This window comes from Phormidesmis sp. 146-33 (assembly GCF_052939515.1).
In genome coordinates, this window is record NZ_JBJPHU010000061.1 from 23,304 (window position 1) to 39,855 (window position 16,552).

A 16,552-nucleotide genomic window follows, 5' to 3' on the forward strand; every position below is an offset into this window, starting at 1 on the left:
TAAAGGCAGATAATAAGAGGAATTTTCGTTACGATTCAGACAGTAGATGAAATTAATGTCGTCGGAAACGTTGGCTAACAAAAATAGTGCACCATACAATGACACCGAAAGAAATACCAATGACTAAGCTTTTCCAAAAGGCTGGAACCATGACAGCAGAAATCTCAGGCTTAGGAGGATCTTGAGCAACAAGAATTGAAGCAGCAATCTGACTGGTCGCTAATCCAACACCTGCGATCGCAATCACTTGTTCAAATCGCCGATCGCGCGCGGCTTGGTAAAGCTCAATTCGCCCTCGATTCGCTTCCATCAGATTTTGTAGTAGTGCTAATCCTCGCTCAAAACGTTCGTGATCAGCTTCAATTTCCCTCTGATACTGAGGTGCAATGATTTCTAGAAACTCAGTCTGAAATGTTAAATCTGTTTGAGGAGACTCATCAGAAATTTTCTTCAAACGCTTCTTATAGTTCGCAAGGTTAATTGCAATCGTTCTACCCTGGTAATAGAGAGCGGTTAAGTTTGGTGAATATCTTGAGAGAACTTCAAGCGCTTGGGTCAGATCTCTTTGAAGTGCTGAGATGCTAGCACCCGCCACTTGAGTTGAAGCTTGCTCAGTCAGTTGCTTGATCACGGCAAAGTCAGACTTGAGAGTTCTTCGTAACTGTCGATTTTGACTATACGCCCAGATGATTTTATGGCGGTAGCAGAATAAGCGCATTAAATCAAAATAAAGCTTGCCGATGCGATCGCGGATCGATTGAATCGATTCCCAGTGAGGAAACAAGCAGATTAGAACATGCGCCTGTTCGTTATTGTCGTCACCAGATTGTTGCCATAACTCATAAATTTCTGCTCCCAATAATTTACCTGTTCCGATTAAATCAGTTTTCCAGTTGGGTTGATTTACAACTTTTGTGTAGCATTTTTCAGCAATTGCTTCATAATCTTGTTGATCATTAACTAACTGACCCAAAATCAACCAAGTTCGTCCAAGTTCATTCATTGAAGGATGAGTTGGTTCTAAAGCATCCTCCTGAATCTGCTGCCGAATTTGCTTCTTGATATCCTCTAGCTCACTAATAGGTTTTGGCAGGTTAGGACGGTCAGCTTTATGCCCAGAACAATCTACTAACAGTGCATATGTATCGCCAAACTGAATAGGATAGTAGTAACCATCTAAGTGTGATTCAAACTCACGGACTCTTTTAGATCCCAAAAGCTCCACATAACGAGCGTCAGCATTTTCGTCACTAGCACCTTCTACTCTCAGCTTTTCATATAGTTTGGTCGGATTTCCATCACTCAGATCATGGTAAATTTTGCGCCAGAAACCGTAGCGGTTGTCCTGAACTTGCTCATTATCATCTCCAAATCCTTCTCGCAGGTCATAAAGAAATAAATCGATCGTCGGATAAATTAGCTCTGGTTCGCTCATGTTTTAGACTGCCGAATGAGTTGAAGAAGTTGTTTCAGGGTACCGGACTTTTCTGCTTCTTGTTTCGCCGCCTCCACAGAGTTACCCGCTCGAAATACGTCGTTTGGTTCTTCGCCAGTCTGGGATTCTGCCTTTTCATCTGGTTTGGCTGGAAGGGAACCTTTGCTGCGTTCGCTGTCATAATCTTGAAAAATCTCACGTGCCTCTTCATAAAGTTCATTTAGAGGTAGATATTTTTCAGCGATCGCATCTAGCTCGTCTGGATCAGGCGCATCGGACATCGAATTGAGTTGCTGCTGTAAATTGGATGGCAAGGGTTCGTTTAGTTGAGCTAGCGCAACTAGAAACGAATCTAGAGTAATTGAAGCAAGCGGATCATTCATGGCTGTGAAGGTAACCCAGTGAGTGTAAATCCTGCCCAGTGGTAAGGATGATGGAACGGTTGATCGCTGTGAGGCATTTTACTAAATCTGCGAATCTCTATCTGCAAAAACTTGCGAGTCGATCGATTCAGCGAAGTGTGGGTTGCAAGCAACGTGTTGAGAAACTCAATCAAGATCTGGCAATCAGCATTTCGGAGCCAGTGTTGCGCTTCTGCGAGAGCTACAGCAGGTGTTTCATCCTTCAGGAGGGAATAGAATTGAATCATTAGCAAAGTGCTAGAAACGGATTGTACTGTCCACAAGGTACTCACAACATTATTTGCGCCACTCCGTAAAAATCCGCTAACTAGTCCCACATACTCGGCGACAATGGTTTGATTTCCAGTCAGAGCGGTTTCGCAGGCAGAAAGGCAAACTAAGTGATAGCCTTGCGCTAATGGGGTATCTCCACAGATATCGACAACGCTTAGACGGTCTTCTTCGGTAAGAGCTAGGGCAGAAGTCTTCGGATCGTTGTAGTTGTAGGCAGCGTGTCCAGCAAAATGAAATCCATCATAGGATTGCTGAAGCATCTCACGAACCTTTTGCTGGCTTGCTTCGTGAGACTGAACGGTGGTGGCTTGGAACATTCGAGTAATGAGCCTAGATTCTAAAGCTGCAAACCCCAAGCGTTCAAATTTCTTCTGCTGGTTCTTGCCTGTGCTGCTCGGAGCTTCAACGCTTAAGAGACGGAAGGTTGAACTGGTCGGACGCTTCGCTTCCCCGAAGGTTTGCGCCTTCAAATTCAAACCCATTTGAATACTGGGAAGGTAGGTTAGGGTAAAGTGATCAGGGAAAAGGGCGTGGAGGGGAAAGCGGTGAAGATCACGATGGGGAATTAGGATGATCTGACTGATGCTACTGGGGAGTCGTTCGACAATCGTTGAAATCTTCAAGATCTGCTTTAGATGTTCCAGTTTGTCAGACATTTGAACTCGCCACGGATGGCTCTCCCGTGCTGTCTTATCCTGCACTTCCCCGTAGTCCACGTAGAGACGATTCCAGTTATTTACCCAGGCTTCAAATTCTAGCAACTGCCGATAAGACTGAGATGGTTCTTCTCGTTCTTGATTCGTTTCTACGTCATCATCAGGAAGAATATCAGGAGTTTCAGTATCGGATGTGAGGATGAATGTTGTGAGACTAGCAGGACTCAAATGCCAGTAAATTATGGCTGTTGAGGGAGTGAGCAATTGTTGTTGATCTAAGTTATTAGCATTGCCAACGCAAACCGAAAGTAGCCAGGATAAACAAGTATTCTTGCCTATTTCAGCTGTTTCTAAAGCCTTAATATGTTGCTCCGATCGAAGATAGAAATCTACGGTTAACTGATCAAAACTGGCGTATTTAAGAATGATGTGTTGTTGCTTAAGCGGGTCAACCGTTTCGCTGAGTAACCGTTGAACTAAGCCAGATCCCTGTCGCCCCACCTCGTTTGCCTCATCGATTTGCCCTAATCCGGCCAAAACCTTAATTAAGTCCTTTAGGAAATCCAGATACCGCTCTCTATCGTTAGGCGAGTCCAAAAGTTTGAGTGCTATTTGGTAGCAATTTTTTGCTTTGCGCCAATTAGAAAAGCAGTCTGCTTCTCTTTTTCCCTGCTCATAGTGAGCCAATCCTTTAAAGTAGTGCAATTCTGCACAAGCCAGCGCATAGTCAGGGTGTTCTGATTTGAGTTTACGTAACCCTTCATCCCGGACTTCTAAAGCCTCTTCAAGACCTTGGGAAAGATAAACCGTCCACCCTTTGTTTCTCCAAACAAACCAATACTGTTCATCGTTTTGCAATGCTCGGTCATAGGCAGCTAGTGCGTCAGTATAAAAGCTTAGAGCATTCAGTGCCCATCCCCGACCATTGTGAGATGCAGCAAATTCTGAGTCTAGAGCGATCGCACGATCGAAGGACTCTAATGATTCGCGATAGCGACACAAGTTGGCAAGCATATCACCTTGCTGCACCCAAGCCATTTTGCAGCGCACGTCAAATTTGAGAGACTTCTGATAGGCATTCAATGCTTCTTCAAACTGTCCGATTGCCTGTAAAACATTTCCTAGATTGTGCCAGAGAAGATGAACATCTGATTTGATTTGGATAGCTTCTCGATAACTACTCACTGCTTGTGCAAATCGCTTGCATTGCGCTAATGCTTCGCCTTTACGCATCAAAATTAGCCAATTATCTTCATCCTGACTGAGAGCTAAATAAGTGTCGTAGGCATCGATTGCCTGTGCATAGAGTTTGAGGTTAAATAAAGCATTGCCTTTCTCGCGCCAAGCAACGCTATTGTCAGCATCAAAGTTTAGTGCGTTTTCATAGGACTCTGAAGCTACTTCATATTGTTCTAAGGCACTGAAAGAGAGGCCTCGCTCAGTCCATATGAGAGATTGAAATTTTGTATAAAAATCCGACTCCAATGAAATAATACGGCGGTCAAAGTACTCTATATAGAGATAATCAAATGGTTTAGTATCTAATTGACTCTGGTCAGGCAATAGATTTAAAGCTGTGTTCCAAGCATCAATTATTTCTACACGGTAGTTTTTCTCATTTGAGTTAGCAAGAGACTTAGTGAGCGTTGTGCCTATCAAAACCCAAATGAACCAAGCAAATTTACGACCAATTTCACCTTCTAGCATTCCTCGATAAGTGTCTAAAGCTTCTTCATGACGATCCTGATTTTTTAAGACGTTTGCTTTTGAGAAAAGAGCAATGAAAGCATCTTCACTCGATAAGTCTAGACTTAAAATGTGGTTGACCACCTCAAAGGCTTCTTCATGATGTCCTAAATTATTAAGTGAGTTTAGGCGACCACCCAGAGCTTCAAGATTTTCAGCTTCTATAGACAAAGCATAATCAAAAGATTTGAGAGCCTCTTCATCTTGACCGAGAAAAAGTGCTATTTTTCCTCGACTTAGCCAAATATTGAGTTGATTCTCGTCAAGTTCTAATGATTGATTGTAAGAATCAAGGGCTTTCTCATACTTTCCCAACTTCTCGAAAGCTCTGCCGTAATGATTCCAAATTTTTAGATAATCTGGTTTGAAGACTAATATTTCTGGATTGATTTCAAGGGCTTTCTCATAACTAGAAACTGCTTCCTCAAACCGTCCTAACGTCATTAGAACGTCACCATGTCCTTTCCAAAGCTCAACTTGTGTAAAGAAGAGACTGCGTAAAGCAATGAAAGGACGATCAGTCTCAAATTTCAGTGCTTCTTCATAGCTTTTCAATGCTTCATTGTAATTTTTAGCTTCACTCATTACATGGGCGCGTTCTGCCCATACGAGAAAACTTTGTGAATCACATTCACATGCACGATCAGAACTTATACGAGCTTCCTCATAGCGCCCTAGTATAGCGAGAATTTGACTCTTGAACGACCAAGCGATCGCATAATCTGATTTAGCCTCTAAGAGCCTATCTAAAATATCGAGCGCCTCTTCATTTCTTTGGAGAAGATAAAGAGTGTCTGCACAAACATACCATTCCTCGAAACAGTTGAAATCAAGTTCTTGAGTTTCTTTAAATCTATCAAGCACCCGATCAAATTGTCCCAACGTCCTCAATAAATAAAATTTAATCTGCCAAAGACCATAATTCTTAGAGTTCAAAGCTAGAGAACTATCATAACTATTGAGTGCGTCATCAAATCGTTCTAAACTCTGGAAGCAACGTCCTTGATTTTCCCAAGAAGATGCATCATCTGGCTTGACTTTTAAAGCTTTACCAAAGGCAGAAATAGCTTCTTCATAGCGAGATAAGTTCTGCAAACAAGAAGCTCGATTTACCAAGCTAATATAATCGTTTGAGTTAATTTCGATTGCTCTATCAAAACTAGAAATCGCTTGCTCAAAATCTTTCAAGTTTACAAATGCATGACCTCGCCATAACCAGGCAGCATAATTATCAGGTTGAATTTCTAGAGCCTTATCATAGTTAGTAATTGCTTCCTCATAGCATTGAGAATTAAATAAGGTGTCGCCACGACCAGCCCACGCGAAATAATTATCATCTGATATTTTGATTGCAGAGTCATAACTATTAATGGCAGCATCATACTGATTCAAAGCTCGTAAACAATGTGCTCTATTAAGCCATGCATAATAATGATCAGAAGATATTTTTAGAACTTTATCAAAACTAGCGATCGCTTCCTCATATTGGGCTAGATTTTGAAAACCATAGGCTCGATCAAGCCATATATTCTGATTATTAGGATCAATTTCAAGCGCACGATCGTAACTGACTATTGCTTCTTTATAGCTGTTCAGCGCTGCTAAAGCCGAGCCTCGCCAATGCCAACAGTTTGAATCATTCGGCTGAACTTCTAAAGCTTTATCGAAACTAACGATCGCGTTCGCATAGTCCTTAAGATTGAACAAGGCTATGCCTCGACGATAGCAACAGTACCGATACCGAGGGTAAATTTCTAAGGCTTTGTCGTAGGCAGCGATCGCTTCATCATTTCGTTCGAGGTCTGAGAGCACACAACCTCGGAAATTCCAGAAATAAGAGTTTTTTGGATCAATTTCACTCGCTTTATCCAAAGCCTCAAACGTTTCCTGCTCTTTTTTCGCGTCCCAAAGCACAAGACTGCGACCGTACCAATCTTCAGCAGTTCGAGGAGCGATCGAAACTGCTTGTTCAAGATCGAGCGTCGCTAACTCAGGTTGGTTGATCGATTGACAGTCTATTCCCCTTCGAGCGAGAGCCAAAATATAATCAGGCTGAATTTTCAAAGCTTGAGTGAACGCATCGATCGCATTTTGCTCTTGATATAACCAAGAATAGGCTCGTCCTAGAGCGCACCATGCCGTAAAGTTCTGTGGCTCTAGCCTAATGACTTCCTGAAAAACCTCTAGTGCCTGTTCATACCGGGATTCAAGAAGTTGCTCGTTTCCCTGCCTAAGCAATTCTTTTACACGCTCGACTCTTGACGTGGGCATCCTTCAACCTCCGACAGGTGTTTTCTCTTACTACCCTATACGGAGTTTTTCTTGGATGCCAGGAAAATTATTTTGCTTTAATATTCCTGATTTGCCACTATCCCAAAGTCATTTTTTCGATTGTTTTCGTTGTAGTTACTGTTACAACTAGCATCATTTTTATCATTGCAACAGTAACTACCCGTAACGTACCACAAGGCTTATTTAGTAAGATATTTCATCCTTTCACACAAATCACCTGTTTCAGTGTTGCCACCACTTCCACCAAGTCCGCCTGATTTGCCATCACCTGATCGATCGGCTTATACGCCGCCGGAATTTCATCCAGCACCCCTTCATCTTTGCGGCACTCAACGCCTTCCGTTTGCCGAATCAAATCATCCAACGTATAAGCATTCTTCGCCCTATTGCGAGACATCAAGCGACCTGCGCCATGACTACAGTTATGAACTAAAACCGGAGTGTAATGACTAGTAAAGACGACATAATTATGATTGTCCTTGACAGTAAAGTTATACACCATTGTATCTAAATCACATTGTGTCTTAAAAACTCGATTCATCGTCAGTGTTGCATCCAAGTTCTGACCTGCAAACTGGCTTAAACTTACCATTTTTCCCTGTTTAGCCTTTGAACTTAGATCAGGACACACTAGCTCACCTCCCGCGATCGCATGAGCTAAAACAAGCTTGTCAGAATATTTTCGCTCAGAGAATGTATCAACAATTATACGCTTACAGAGATCCCGAAGCTTGTTTAGTGTTGCGTTATCACGAAACTCAATGACATAGTTAGTGCGATTCGGGTAAACCTTGTAAACGATTCCTAGAGATAAGAAGGTACATACCAGCACAGAAAACATCTTTTGTTTCCCGATACTGATTGAAACAACGCTACTCCCACAACTTCCGTCTCCATCTAAGTAACCTGCTAAGAAATAGAGGGAAAGTAGAGGATTGCTCATCAAAATGCTAGGCAGTTTTGGCATTAACTGATAAACCTTCATCACAAAGTCTGGATCACTAATCGTAAGTTCAATCAATCCTTGGCTTTGAATGGGTCTTTCTCCTAGTTGACTAGCCCTTGGCTTCTGCTCCCTTACAGAAACTTTAGGGGTGTAGTTTCTAAATAGAACTTCTACAGCTTCCATGAAAGACCGTTTAACAGGAGTCGCGGCTTGATAAATTCGCACGTAGGTATGCATATATTTTCCGCCACGAGGTCTGTTTCCTGCTTGAGGCGCATTTTGGCGCTCTCGAATGTGAATCGTTCCATCTGACAAAATTAAGCCCAGCAAGTAGTAGAAATTAGTGTCTTGATCCGCGATCGTCAAGTGAGACGGCAGATTAAGCTGAGTTGGAACAATCGCACCAATGGAAGACTGAGCGATTTCTTCAACAGATCGATAAACGAGTTTACCTCGTTCATAGGTTGCAAATGGATGGTTAGCTGTACAAGTAATTGTATTGTTCAGCCTACGGCGAGTTTGAGACAGCGAGTATTGATTGGCTAAAGCTAACCGTTCACTCTTCTCTAAAATTTCCTTTGCTTCAAAGCGTTGTGAGTCCGCGTTATAAGAAATGAGCTTGATGTCTTCATCTGACTGAAAAACGTCTTCAATACTCATCAGTCCATTCTCAGTCAAAACTTGTGTTCCGGCTGCAAAGCAAGAACAGTAGCTTTCGTGGTTGCCTTTACCCTTGACAATGAAAGACTTTGCCCCCATCAAGCCAGGAATGATTCCATAGTCGGTTTCTCTTGCCCGCACAGCCCCCTTGCGAGTCACATACACCTCTTCACCGTAGTGGACTTCTTTTTCGGCGTAGTTGTGGTGACAGTTGACCGACAGCAAAGGCTTTGTGGGCTTGCCGCCTGCCAGATGTTTTTCGACCACGCGCTGAAATCGAGCCATCATCACTTCGCGATTGTAGAGTGCATACTGCTGGGCCCACTGCAAATCACGCCAGTAATCGTCAAACTCAGAAGTCCCTGCGACAAAGTAAGCCAGATCAGGATCAGGCAGCTTGTCCTGCATCAGTTTCGCCAGTTGTTTTCCGGTGTTGATGTGGTTTTGTGCCAGCATGTTGCCAATGTTGCGAGACCCGGAATGTAGCATCAGCCACACCTGACCTTCGGTGTCGAGACACAGTTCGATGAAGTGATTCAAATTGTTACGATCGCTCATTCAGTTGCTTAAGTCGCCAAAGTCGCAATTTAATACTGCTTTGACTTCTATTTAGCACGGCGATAGAGATCTCGATCGAGTGGTTAAGCACAAACTGGTCTTGCTCAGGTGTCCAGCTTTTCCTGGTTGTAATCCGCTTCATATTAGGCGGACGCTTCCAGGTCAACACATCTTCAGCTTTTGCTCGCTTTCTAGGTAAAGCTAAACAATCCTGATAGTACAGACCTTGAGTGATTAGCTGTGCATCTTCCTTGTAGACAGCAATGTTGTAAACCTGGTCTCTAACATTTCGGCTAGAAGTTTTAGTTTTACCAGTCATCCGATTGAGAAATTTCAAGTACTGATCAGCAATAGACGAGCCTGCTGTGACAAAAGACAAGAATGGAAAACCTTTTGTGGTCAAACCCAATGCCCCATCTCCATCCAGCAATCCCCTGAAATAATCAACCTCGGAAAACTGACAACAAGGTACATCAATCAAAGAAGATTTTCTTCCACTTAGCAAACCCCACGATTCAAAGAGATCTCGAAACCGCTTGTCATAAACTGCCCATGTAACAGAGTTGTAGTCGTCCGCAAAATTGGTAGAACGGACACGCTCTGTAATGGATGAGTGACAGGGCACAAGTTCTTTGAACGCCCATAGTAAGGCTTCGTCTTTTTTGCTCACTTCGATCACTATCTTGCCACGATTTCGCGTGGACTTATAGTAATGACCGTCTGCTTGCAGAAAGCCAAACAGATAGGCAATCTTTGGGTTTTTGAGACTAATATCCGTGGTGTTCATTTCACTAGAACATCATCTATCACTTGAGCAATCGGCTAGGTCATTTCTGCCTAGCTCTACACCTTCCGATTCGGTGCAGTTCGGAGCACACCTTCATCCTAAATAGATTAGGATGCCCAAGTCCCTCTGCTCTCTATGGGGCGTTTGACCGCTTCCCTCGGTATTAGCATCTCAGCCTTCACCGATTTGGACGAGTTTTCATTACTGCATTACTACAGTACGGGGCAATCCTTCACCCCCTCCAAGCGAACCCATTTGCTTCATGGCTTTGCTTTCGAGGTGCTGCACGCCAGAATGCAGTTCCTTAAAGTCGCGCCAGCCTTGCCAGTTGAGAACGGTCTTTTCAACCTCCTTGTTTTCGTTAAAGCCAACCGGAACGATCGCTTCAACTTCCTGCCGAATTTTCTTGAGTTTGCCTTCTAGCTGATTGGCATGAAAAGCGGTTTTGATTGCCACCATTCCACAGCCAATATCAACCCCCACCGCGGCCGGGATAATGGCATCTTTGGTCGCCACCACTGAGCCAACTAGCGCCCCTTTGCCCAAATGGACATCAGGCATCAGAGCCACATGCTTAAAGACAAATGGCAGAGAAGCGACGTTTTTGGCCATTCTGGTTTCGTCACTGCTCATGTCGTGATTTGCCCAGGAGAGAACGGGCTTAGGTGTAGAAAGATTTAACTTTTCGTAGGGCATAAATGTTTGCCTTTTGTATGGTTTTGTCGAACGACGTGATCAGTCTTCCCCACCTTTTAGCAGGTATTGATTGTTGATCACCTTGATGGATAACTGACCCTGAAGCACTTGGCTGTGAGTTTCGACGATCGGTCTAACCACAATGCCTTCTCGATGGTTTTTGGTGTCTTCATAGTAGCCTTCTGCTAACGTAAGTAAGTCTTCGAGTGAATAGTTGAACGGTTGACCAACACTTAAAATCGGCACTGTTTGTAGACCCCATTTTGTACAAAATTTACAAAGAGAATCAAAGTCGAGAAATCTTCCTGCTTGAATGTCAAACACACTAAACACAAAGAGATCTAGCCCCTTCAAACCGAGTCGATTTTTTTGAATGCCTGGGCCACAAATTTCACCTTGCACTGCAAATCCGTCGGGAAGTTGGGTGAGGTTATATTGATCGACCATTTGCCAATAGGCATTTTGGCCAGGCTTTAGTTCATAGTTTCGAGAGCAGACATAGAGTTTGTCGTCGAGTTTTGCATAAGTCGCAGAAGTGCCATCACATTTGAGCGAAAAGTAAACGGTCTTACCACGCAATTCATCTAAAACAGCGATCGCTGACTGCACTCTAATTTCATCTGTCTTGGGCACAAAGGACGGAAACCCTGCCGCTTGATCTTTAGAATCTTCGGGAATGACTGGCTCAAATTTGATGACTTCACACAATTGAGTTATGTCATCGCCTACTTGATAATCAAAACTGCTCTGTTCAGGCAAACAACTCGATAAAGGCAACGCTAACCCCTGACTCAAAACGCCTTTCATCTTTTTGGTTTTGACTCTAAATTTGGACGGCCGCATAAATTCTGACCAATCTTTTTCAGGCAAAACAGAATCAATTTCAAAGAAGGCACAGCGATCGCCTACTTCAAATTCTCCTTTTTTAACCACCAAACTCCAGCCCATCACCGTTGCTTTCTCAATAAAGTCTGCACCCGAAATCGGTTCTAATTTAGCAATTGTTTGAACAGAAACGAGTTTGCGCTCCATGATGCTTGCCTCGATCGACGTTCACTAACCTTTGCTGAAGGAAGCTGTATTACTTATACTACAAAAATACTACAAGCCTGTCAACCACATCATAGCCGATGACGCTTAAGGGTAGAGATCGGTAGAGATCGGCTTGAAAGGAAGGAGTGTCATCCCTCAACTATAGGATTCACTGTAAAATATCAACGTTGACAGCAGCCTGCTACAAAGTGAGGAGAAACCATGACTAGCCAGCCAGATTCGCCGATCGGCATTCAGTACCAACTTGGACAATTAGCAACCGCAACGACTGAGTTAGCCGATCGCATCAACGATCTTAGAGAAGTCGTTACAACTGGTTTCACCGAACTCAAAGAAAGTTTCACCGAACTCAAAGAAAGTTTCACCGAACTCAAAGAAATCACTCAGCAGCAAGCGGATACTGCTCGAATCCAGGCAGAGAGCATTCGATCGCAGACAGAGAGCATCAATCGTTTCCTGACCCTTTTGGAGCGCGATCGTACCTAGCGCGGTCGTTACGAAGTCTTTTAGAATCGTGAAAACCAAATACAGCAGATCTCTGGTAGACGAGATCCCTAAGTCTTAAGCAATTACAGCCAGAATGTTTTAACGCAAGCTTCTGAATCAAAAACCTAAAACACACCTGGTTTTACTCACCTCACCTGCCCCAGCAACTCAATCAACCGCGAGACATTTTCGGTCTGTGCCGAGATAATTGCGGTCTGCGCGGCGACGATCGCTGTTTGCTCTCTGACGGTCACTTCTTGAGCTTCGGTTAGGCGCTGGATGGATTCGTTCTGCCGTGTAGCCACTTTAAGCAGGCGATCGACCGAAAGCGAAAGCCGCTCGATACCCTGGTTGGTGCGATCAATCTTCTTGGCTAATTCCGTCGTTGCGGTTGCTAATTGTCTGAGTTCGTACTGGATTCCGATCGTGGGATCTGACTGGCTCATTACCTTATCTCCCGCTGCTCAGAAAATAGTAGCAGAGGTTTAGACCTCCAGCATTCTCGATAATTCTATTCAAACTGCCAAAAGCCTTGATAGGTATCTGATAGGTAAATGGGCAATACTGGACTCGAACCAGTAACATCCTGCTTGTAAGGCAGGCGCTCTACCATTGAGCTAATCGCCCTTACTCGTTGATCATTGTAGCAGAGAGTTCTCTGTCTATTACGATAAAGGACAGATTTACTAATTTTTTGTCATGCCTTCTGGCCGCACCCACGACAGCATTACTCTGTGGAGTCTCCCGATCGTTGCTGGGGCCGCCTTTGTGCAGACTCAGAGCGGCAATCTCACCCTGATCCTATCGGGCTGCTTTTTGTTTAGCGGGTTGATGTTTGGCCCTGACCTCGACATCTATTCTCAACAGTACAAACGCTGGGGAGTCTTGCGCTGGATCTGGCTGCCCTATCGCAAAAGTGTGCGCCACCGTTCTGTTTTGTCTCACGGACTGATCATCGGAACGGGACTGCGAATTCTCTATTTATCGGCTTGGATCGCCCTCCTGGTCAGCATTCTAATTTTGGGCGCTGCCATTGCTCATTCCCTCGATCGCTGGCAATCGATCGCTCAACAAAGGTTCGTAGTCAGTCTTGAGAGTATCGTGCGATCGCTTCAACAGCATCCTAGAGAATGGATTGCGGCGGCGATCGGGCTAGAACTCGGCTCCCTCAGTCACAGCCTTAGCGATTGGGTCGGGTCGCGCTACAAACAACTCAAACGCGGCAAAAAACGGATTAAGCGATCCAAGCGTTGACCGAATTCATAAGACTCGAAATTTGTCAGAATGAACTCACAGATCTATCTAGAGAGAAAACAGCTCATGCGATTACTACATACCATGCTGCGAGTGGGCAATCTCGACGAGTCACTCAAATTTTATTGCGACGTGTTGGGCATGACCCTGCTCAGAAAGAAAGACTACCCAGGCGGCGAATTTACCCTGGCATTTATCGGCTATGGCGACGAGTCAGACCACACCGTGATTGAGTTGACGCACAACTGGGGAAAAGATCACTACACCCTGGGAGACGCTTATGGGCATGTGGCGATCGGCGTTGACGACATTTACAGCACTTGTGAACAGATTCGCGATCGTGGCGGCAAAATCACCCGTGAACCTGGTGCCATGAAACATGGCTCAACAGTGATCGCGTTTGTCGAAGACCCCAATGGCTACAAAATTGAATTGATTCAACAAAAACCTCAAGAAGCCACTTCTGAGAACTCGATTTCTGACAAAGCCCCTGCGACGACCAGCGCGTAATTTTCTCCCCGTCCTCACTCCCCGCTATATACTTCCTGATGGAGGCTAAGTTCGTCTGTTGTGATGGCCGTGTGTTGCAGCAGTCAGGTGAGGAGTGAGACGGTGAGAAACGTTGAATGGTTAGCTGGGAGTCTTTGCGGCTTGGGTATTTTGGCGAATGCGCTACCCGGAGGGGCAATTCCGTCACAGGTTCCGGAACTTCTCGCAGAAGTGACGATGCAGACTGAGAAGCCTGAGATCGTTCCTGCGGGAATTGCGCCCCCTGAATCATTGCCCAACCTACCAGAATGGCAGCCAGATCTCAACGACTCTCTTGATGAAAATCCGATGGCTCAAATGACTTCGGTCTCGCAGCTAACGGATGTCAAACCGGGCGATTGGGCGTTTCAGGCACTTCAGACCTTAGTCGATCGCTATGGCGTAATGGCAGGCTACCCCGATGGCACCTTTAAGGGCAACCGTCCTCTGACTCGCTATGAGTTTAGTGCGGCGATGAATGCGGTGATCGGCAGAATTGAGGAACAGCTACTTTTGGGCGATCTGAGCAGTGAGGCGCAGCAGGATGTTCTCACCGTTCGCCGATTAGTAACTGCTTATGGAAATGCGACCGAAGACTTGCGAAAACGAGTCAACGATTTGACCAGTCGTAGTCAGACCTTAGTCAAACAAGAATTTTCAACGACCACTAAACTCAACGGACAAACAGTTTTTGCGGCCACCGATGGCACCGACAATGGACTGACGCTAGTCTCTCGGACTCGGCTGACCTTGACCACCAGCTTTAACGGGCGCGATCGCCTCATCACCCAACTCGAAGCCGGGAACAACGGAGACGACGCGATTTCTACGGCGCACAATCAGCGCCAAAATTTGTTAGGTACGGCGGGGCTTTTGGCGGACGGCGGCGGATTAGATTATGTCAATGTTGAGGATCGGCTGCGGCTGAGAAAGCTCTATTACGTGTTTCAGCCTGCACCCAATTTAGAAGTGGCTGTAGGTTCGAGTTTGCCGCCCAGCGACTTTATCGATCGCAACGGGTTCGCCAATAACACCGCCGAAAATTTTGCGTCCAGTTTCTTCGCCAACAATCCTTTAATTGTCCAAAATGAAATCGATCGCTTTGGGGGAGCGGGGGCAACGGCTTCCTGGACGGTGCAAGACAATCTGACGCTGAGGGCGCTGTATGCGGCGGCGGATGGCTCCAATCCATCTGGGACGGTGAGCGGGGGCGGTTTGTTTGGTGACCGATATCAGGCGACGCTAGAAGCAGAATACAGCCTGACTCAACTGCCGATTACGGTTCGGTTGCAATATACTCACGCTCAGATTAATGGCACGACGATCAATGCGGCTGGACTCAATGCAGAATGGGCAGTCAGACGGCAGTTTGGCGTATTTGGACGCTTGGGAATTGGCAGCTATCAAGGATTTAATACGGCGATCGGGCAAGATTTGGATCTCAATCCGACCAGTTGGGCTTTTGGCTTCACGGTGCGAAACTTTCTGATTCCTGGCTCAAAAGCGGGGGTGGCGATCGGTCAACCTTTTGTCGAAAGTAAACTGGGCAGCGCGACGCAAACCAATTTTGAGGCGTACTTTGGCTTGTTGCTCAACGATCACATTAATTTCAGTCCATCTTTTATGGTGGTGACTAATCCCAACGATCGGGCCAGCCCGACAATTTACCAATGGGCGATTCGGTTTGTGATCGAGTATTAGTAAGCCAGATAGACATCAAGAAGTTTCCACTTCAGCAGCTATCATCATGTTAATTCTTTTACCTCCGTAATTATGCCAGAAGACTACCTTGTAATCCTTACTGATGAAGCTGATGAAACCTCCGTACCAATTGAAGGGCAACGAGGATGGGGTGAAGAAGTCCGTAAACGCTTCTCTAGTTTCAAGGAGATCCGGTTGCCAGTTTCTCAGCTAGAGCAAAACATGACTCAGTTTTTGCATCTGATCGGACGATTGTTCAAACAGGTAGATCAAGAGATTGGTTCAGAATCGGATATGAAGCTAGATGAGGTGGAGCTATCCGTTGAAATCAGTGGCGAAGGAGAAGTTAAATTAGTGGCAGGCGGAAAAGCTGCTGGAAAAGGTGCAATTAAGCTGAAGTTTACACGATCGGACAAAAAGTAAATGGCAAGCAATTGGGCGATCGTCATTGGGATTAACCAGTATCGATTTTTGCAGCCGTTGAAGTATGCCAAGCGAGATGCAGAAGCGATGCAGAATTTTCTGATGCAGGAAGCCAGATTCGATCGCATCTTTTTGTTCACTGATGATTCTCCCTCAATTGGCGGCAAGCCTACCGAACCGTTTCGGGCGAATTTGCTGCGAGTCTTACGTCAGGTCTTTGACAAGCCGTTTATGAAAGATGGCGATAACTTCTGGTTTTTCTTCAGTGGACATGGGATTCCGCACAATGGGCAGGATTATTTGATGCCTCTAGATGGCGATCCAGAAGATATTGAAAACACAGGCATTTCCACCAACACAATTACCAATTATTTGCGGAGTTGCGGAGCCGATAATGCGGTGATGATTTTGGATGCTTGTCGCAGTGGGGGCAAGAAAAGTGGAGAAGGGATTGGCAGACAAACAGAGGCAAAAGCCCGTCAAACTGGGGTGATCAGTCTCTTTTCGTGCAGTCCCGATCAATATTCTTATGAACTAGAAGCCATTGGACAGGGAGCCTTTACCTATGCCTTGCTAGAAGGATTAGACCTTTCCGAGAATTTACAAGCGAGACTACTCCTGGGTTTGAGGTCATTT

At 45.1% G+C, this 16,552-nt stretch carries 14 protein-coding genes and 1 tRNA gene; 6 read left to right on the forward strand and 9 right to left on the reverse strand.

What is annotated here, in order from left to right:
* Window positions 1–52 precede the first annotated feature (52 nt).
* The 7 genes from ACJ2PR_RS21840 to ACJ2PR_RS21870 all read right to left on the reverse strand — a co-directional run bounded on the left by ACJ2PR_RS21840 (window position 53) and on the right by ACJ2PR_RS21870 (window position 11,503).
* Window positions 53–1,435 carry a hypothetical protein gene (locus ACJ2PR_RS21840; protein ID WP_446878526.1) on the reverse strand — a complete coding sequence of 461 codons (1,383 nt, stop codon included), beginning with the start codon at window positions 1,433–1,435 and terminating at the stop codon, window positions 53–55.
* On the reverse strand, window positions 1,432–1,818 hold the full coding sequence (locus ACJ2PR_RS21845) for a hypothetical protein (RefSeq protein WP_446870419.1): 387 nt from the start codon (window positions 1,816–1,818) through the stop codon (window positions 1,432–1,434). The genes ACJ2PR_RS21840 and ACJ2PR_RS21845 overlap by 4 nt, the downstream gene beginning before the upstream one ends.
* The gene (locus tag ACJ2PR_RS21850; protein WP_446878527.1) at window positions 1,815–6,803 is read right to left on the reverse strand and encodes a tetratricopeptide repeat protein; all 4,989 of its coding nucleotides are present in this window, start codon (window positions 6,801–6,803) and stop codon (window positions 1,815–1,817) included. Before ACJ2PR_RS21850 ends, ACJ2PR_RS21845 begins: the two co-directional genes overlap by 4 nt.
* Window positions 6,804–7,020: 217 nt before the next feature.
* Entirely contained in the window at window positions 7,021–8,988 is a 1,968-nt protein-coding gene (locus tag ACJ2PR_RS21855) for an RtcB family protein (RefSeq protein ID WP_446878528.1), read from the reverse strand.
* A complete protein-coding gene (locus ACJ2PR_RS21860) occupies window positions 8,975–9,775 on the reverse strand; it encodes an LAGLIDADG family homing endonuclease (protein ID WP_446878529.1) in 801 nt (266 codons plus the stop codon). Before ACJ2PR_RS21860 ends, ACJ2PR_RS21855 begins: the two co-directional genes overlap by 14 nt.
* A gap of 201 nt (window positions 9,776–9,976) precedes the next feature.
* The gene (locus ACJ2PR_RS21865) at window positions 9,977–10,471 is read right to left on the reverse strand and encodes an RtcB family protein (protein ID WP_446862030.1); all 495 of its coding nucleotides are present in this window, start codon (window positions 10,469–10,471) and stop codon (window positions 9,977–9,979) included.
* A gap of 39 nt (window positions 10,472–10,510) precedes the next feature.
* Window positions 10,511–11,503, reverse strand: coding sequence for an RNA ligase (ATP) (locus tag ACJ2PR_RS21870; protein WP_446878530.1), 993 nt, complete (start codon window positions 11,501–11,503; stop codon window positions 10,511–10,513).
* 222 nt (window positions 11,504–11,725) lie between these two features.
* On the opposite strand from ACJ2PR_RS21870, the gene ACJ2PR_RS21875 reads away from it, so the two are divergent.
* Complete coding sequence (locus ACJ2PR_RS21875) at window positions 11,726–12,010, forward strand: hypothetical protein (RefSeq protein ID WP_446862028.1); 285 nt, start codon at window positions 11,726–11,728, stop codon at window positions 12,008–12,010.
* A 146-nt stretch (window positions 12,011–12,156) separates the two neighbouring features.
* On the opposite strand, the gene ACJ2PR_RS21880 is transcribed toward ACJ2PR_RS21875, so the two are convergent.
* Together ACJ2PR_RS21880 and ACJ2PR_RS21885 are read right to left on the reverse strand one after the other, a co-directional pair.
* Window positions 12,157–12,456, reverse strand: coding sequence for a hypothetical protein (locus tag ACJ2PR_RS21880; protein WP_446878531.1), 300 nt, complete (start codon window positions 12,454–12,456; stop codon window positions 12,157–12,159).
* Between the two features lie 109 nt (window positions 12,457–12,565).
* A tRNA-Val gene (locus tag ACJ2PR_RS21885) sits at window positions 12,566–12,637 on the reverse strand.
* Between the two features lie 72 nt (window positions 12,638–12,709).
* Here ACJ2PR_RS21885 and ACJ2PR_RS21890 point away from each other — a divergent pair.
* The 5 genes from ACJ2PR_RS21890 to ACJ2PR_RS21910 form a co-directional block, all read left to right on the forward strand.
* The gene (locus ACJ2PR_RS21890) at window positions 12,710–13,264 is read left to right on the forward strand and encodes a metal-binding protein (RefSeq protein ID WP_446878532.1); all 555 of its coding nucleotides are present in this window, start codon (window positions 12,710–12,712) and stop codon (window positions 13,262–13,264) included.
* Window positions 13,265–13,330: 66 nt separating this feature from the next.
* Window positions 13,331–13,774, forward strand: coding sequence for a lactoylglutathione lyase (gene gloA / locus ACJ2PR_RS21895; protein WP_446878533.1), 444 nt, complete (start codon window positions 13,331–13,333; stop codon window positions 13,772–13,774).
* Window positions 13,775–13,876: 102 nt separating this feature from the next.
* Window positions 13,877–15,493 carry an iron uptake porin gene (locus tag ACJ2PR_RS21900; protein ID WP_446878534.1) on the forward strand — a complete coding sequence of 539 codons (1,617 nt, stop codon included), beginning with the start codon at window positions 13,877–13,879 and terminating at the stop codon, window positions 15,491–15,493.
* A gap of 72 nt (window positions 15,494–15,565) precedes the next feature.
* Window positions 15,566–15,916: a Pepco domain-containing protein gene (locus ACJ2PR_RS21905; protein ID WP_446878535.1), complete on the forward strand. Its 351-nt coding sequence runs from the start codon at window positions 15,566–15,568 to the stop codon at window positions 15,914–15,916.
* Window positions 15,917–16,552, forward strand: a 636-nt coding sequence (locus tag ACJ2PR_RS21910) for a caspase family protein (RefSeq protein WP_446862022.1), incomplete at its 3' end; no start/stop codon positions are given. It abuts the gene before it with no gap.

Excerpts from the sequence above, each read along its gene's own strand:
- ACJ2PR_RS21840 (WP_446878526.1), bottom strand. The coding sequence starts at position 1,435 with ATGAGCGAACCAGAGCTAATTTATCCGACGATCGATTTATTTCTTTAT.
- ACJ2PR_RS21845 (WP_446870419.1), bottom strand. The coding sequence starts at position 1,818 with ATGAATGATCCGCTTGCTTCAATTACTCTAGATTCGTTTCTAGTTGCG.
- ACJ2PR_RS21850 (WP_446878527.1), bottom strand. The coding sequence starts at position 6,803 with ATGCCCACGTCAAGAGTCGAGCGTGTAAAAGAATTGCTTAGGCAGGGA.
- ACJ2PR_RS21855 (WP_446878528.1), bottom strand. The coding sequence starts at position 8,988 with ATGAGCGATCGTAACAATTTGAATCACTTCATCGAACTGTGTCTCGAC.
- ACJ2PR_RS21860 (WP_446878529.1), bottom strand. The coding sequence starts at position 9,775 with ATGAACACCACGGATATTAGTCTCAAAAACCCAAAGATTGCCTATCTG.
- ACJ2PR_RS21865 (WP_446862030.1), bottom strand. The coding sequence starts at position 10,471 with ATGCCCTACGAAAAGTTAAATCTTTCTACACCTAAGCCCGTTCTCTCC.
- ACJ2PR_RS21870 (WP_446878530.1), bottom strand. The coding sequence starts at position 11,503 with ATGGAGCGCAAACTCGTTTCTGTTCAAACAATTGCTAAATTAGAACCG.
- ACJ2PR_RS21875 (WP_446862028.1), top strand. The coding sequence starts at position 11,726 with ATGACTAGCCAGCCAGATTCGCCGATCGGCATTCAGTACCAACTTGGA.
- ACJ2PR_RS21880 (WP_446878531.1), bottom strand. The coding sequence starts at position 12,456 with ATGAGCCAGTCAGATCCCACGATCGGAATCCAGTACGAACTCAGACAA.
- ACJ2PR_RS21890 (WP_446878532.1), top strand. The coding sequence starts at position 12,710 with ATGCCTTCTGGCCGCACCCACGACAGCATTACTCTGTGGAGTCTCCCG.
- gloA (WP_446878533.1), top strand. The coding sequence starts at position 13,331 with ATGCGATTACTACATACCATGCTGCGAGTGGGCAATCTCGACGAGTCA.
- ACJ2PR_RS21905 (WP_446878535.1), top strand. The coding sequence starts at position 15,566 with ATGCCAGAAGACTACCTTGTAATCCTTACTGATGAAGCTGATGAAACC.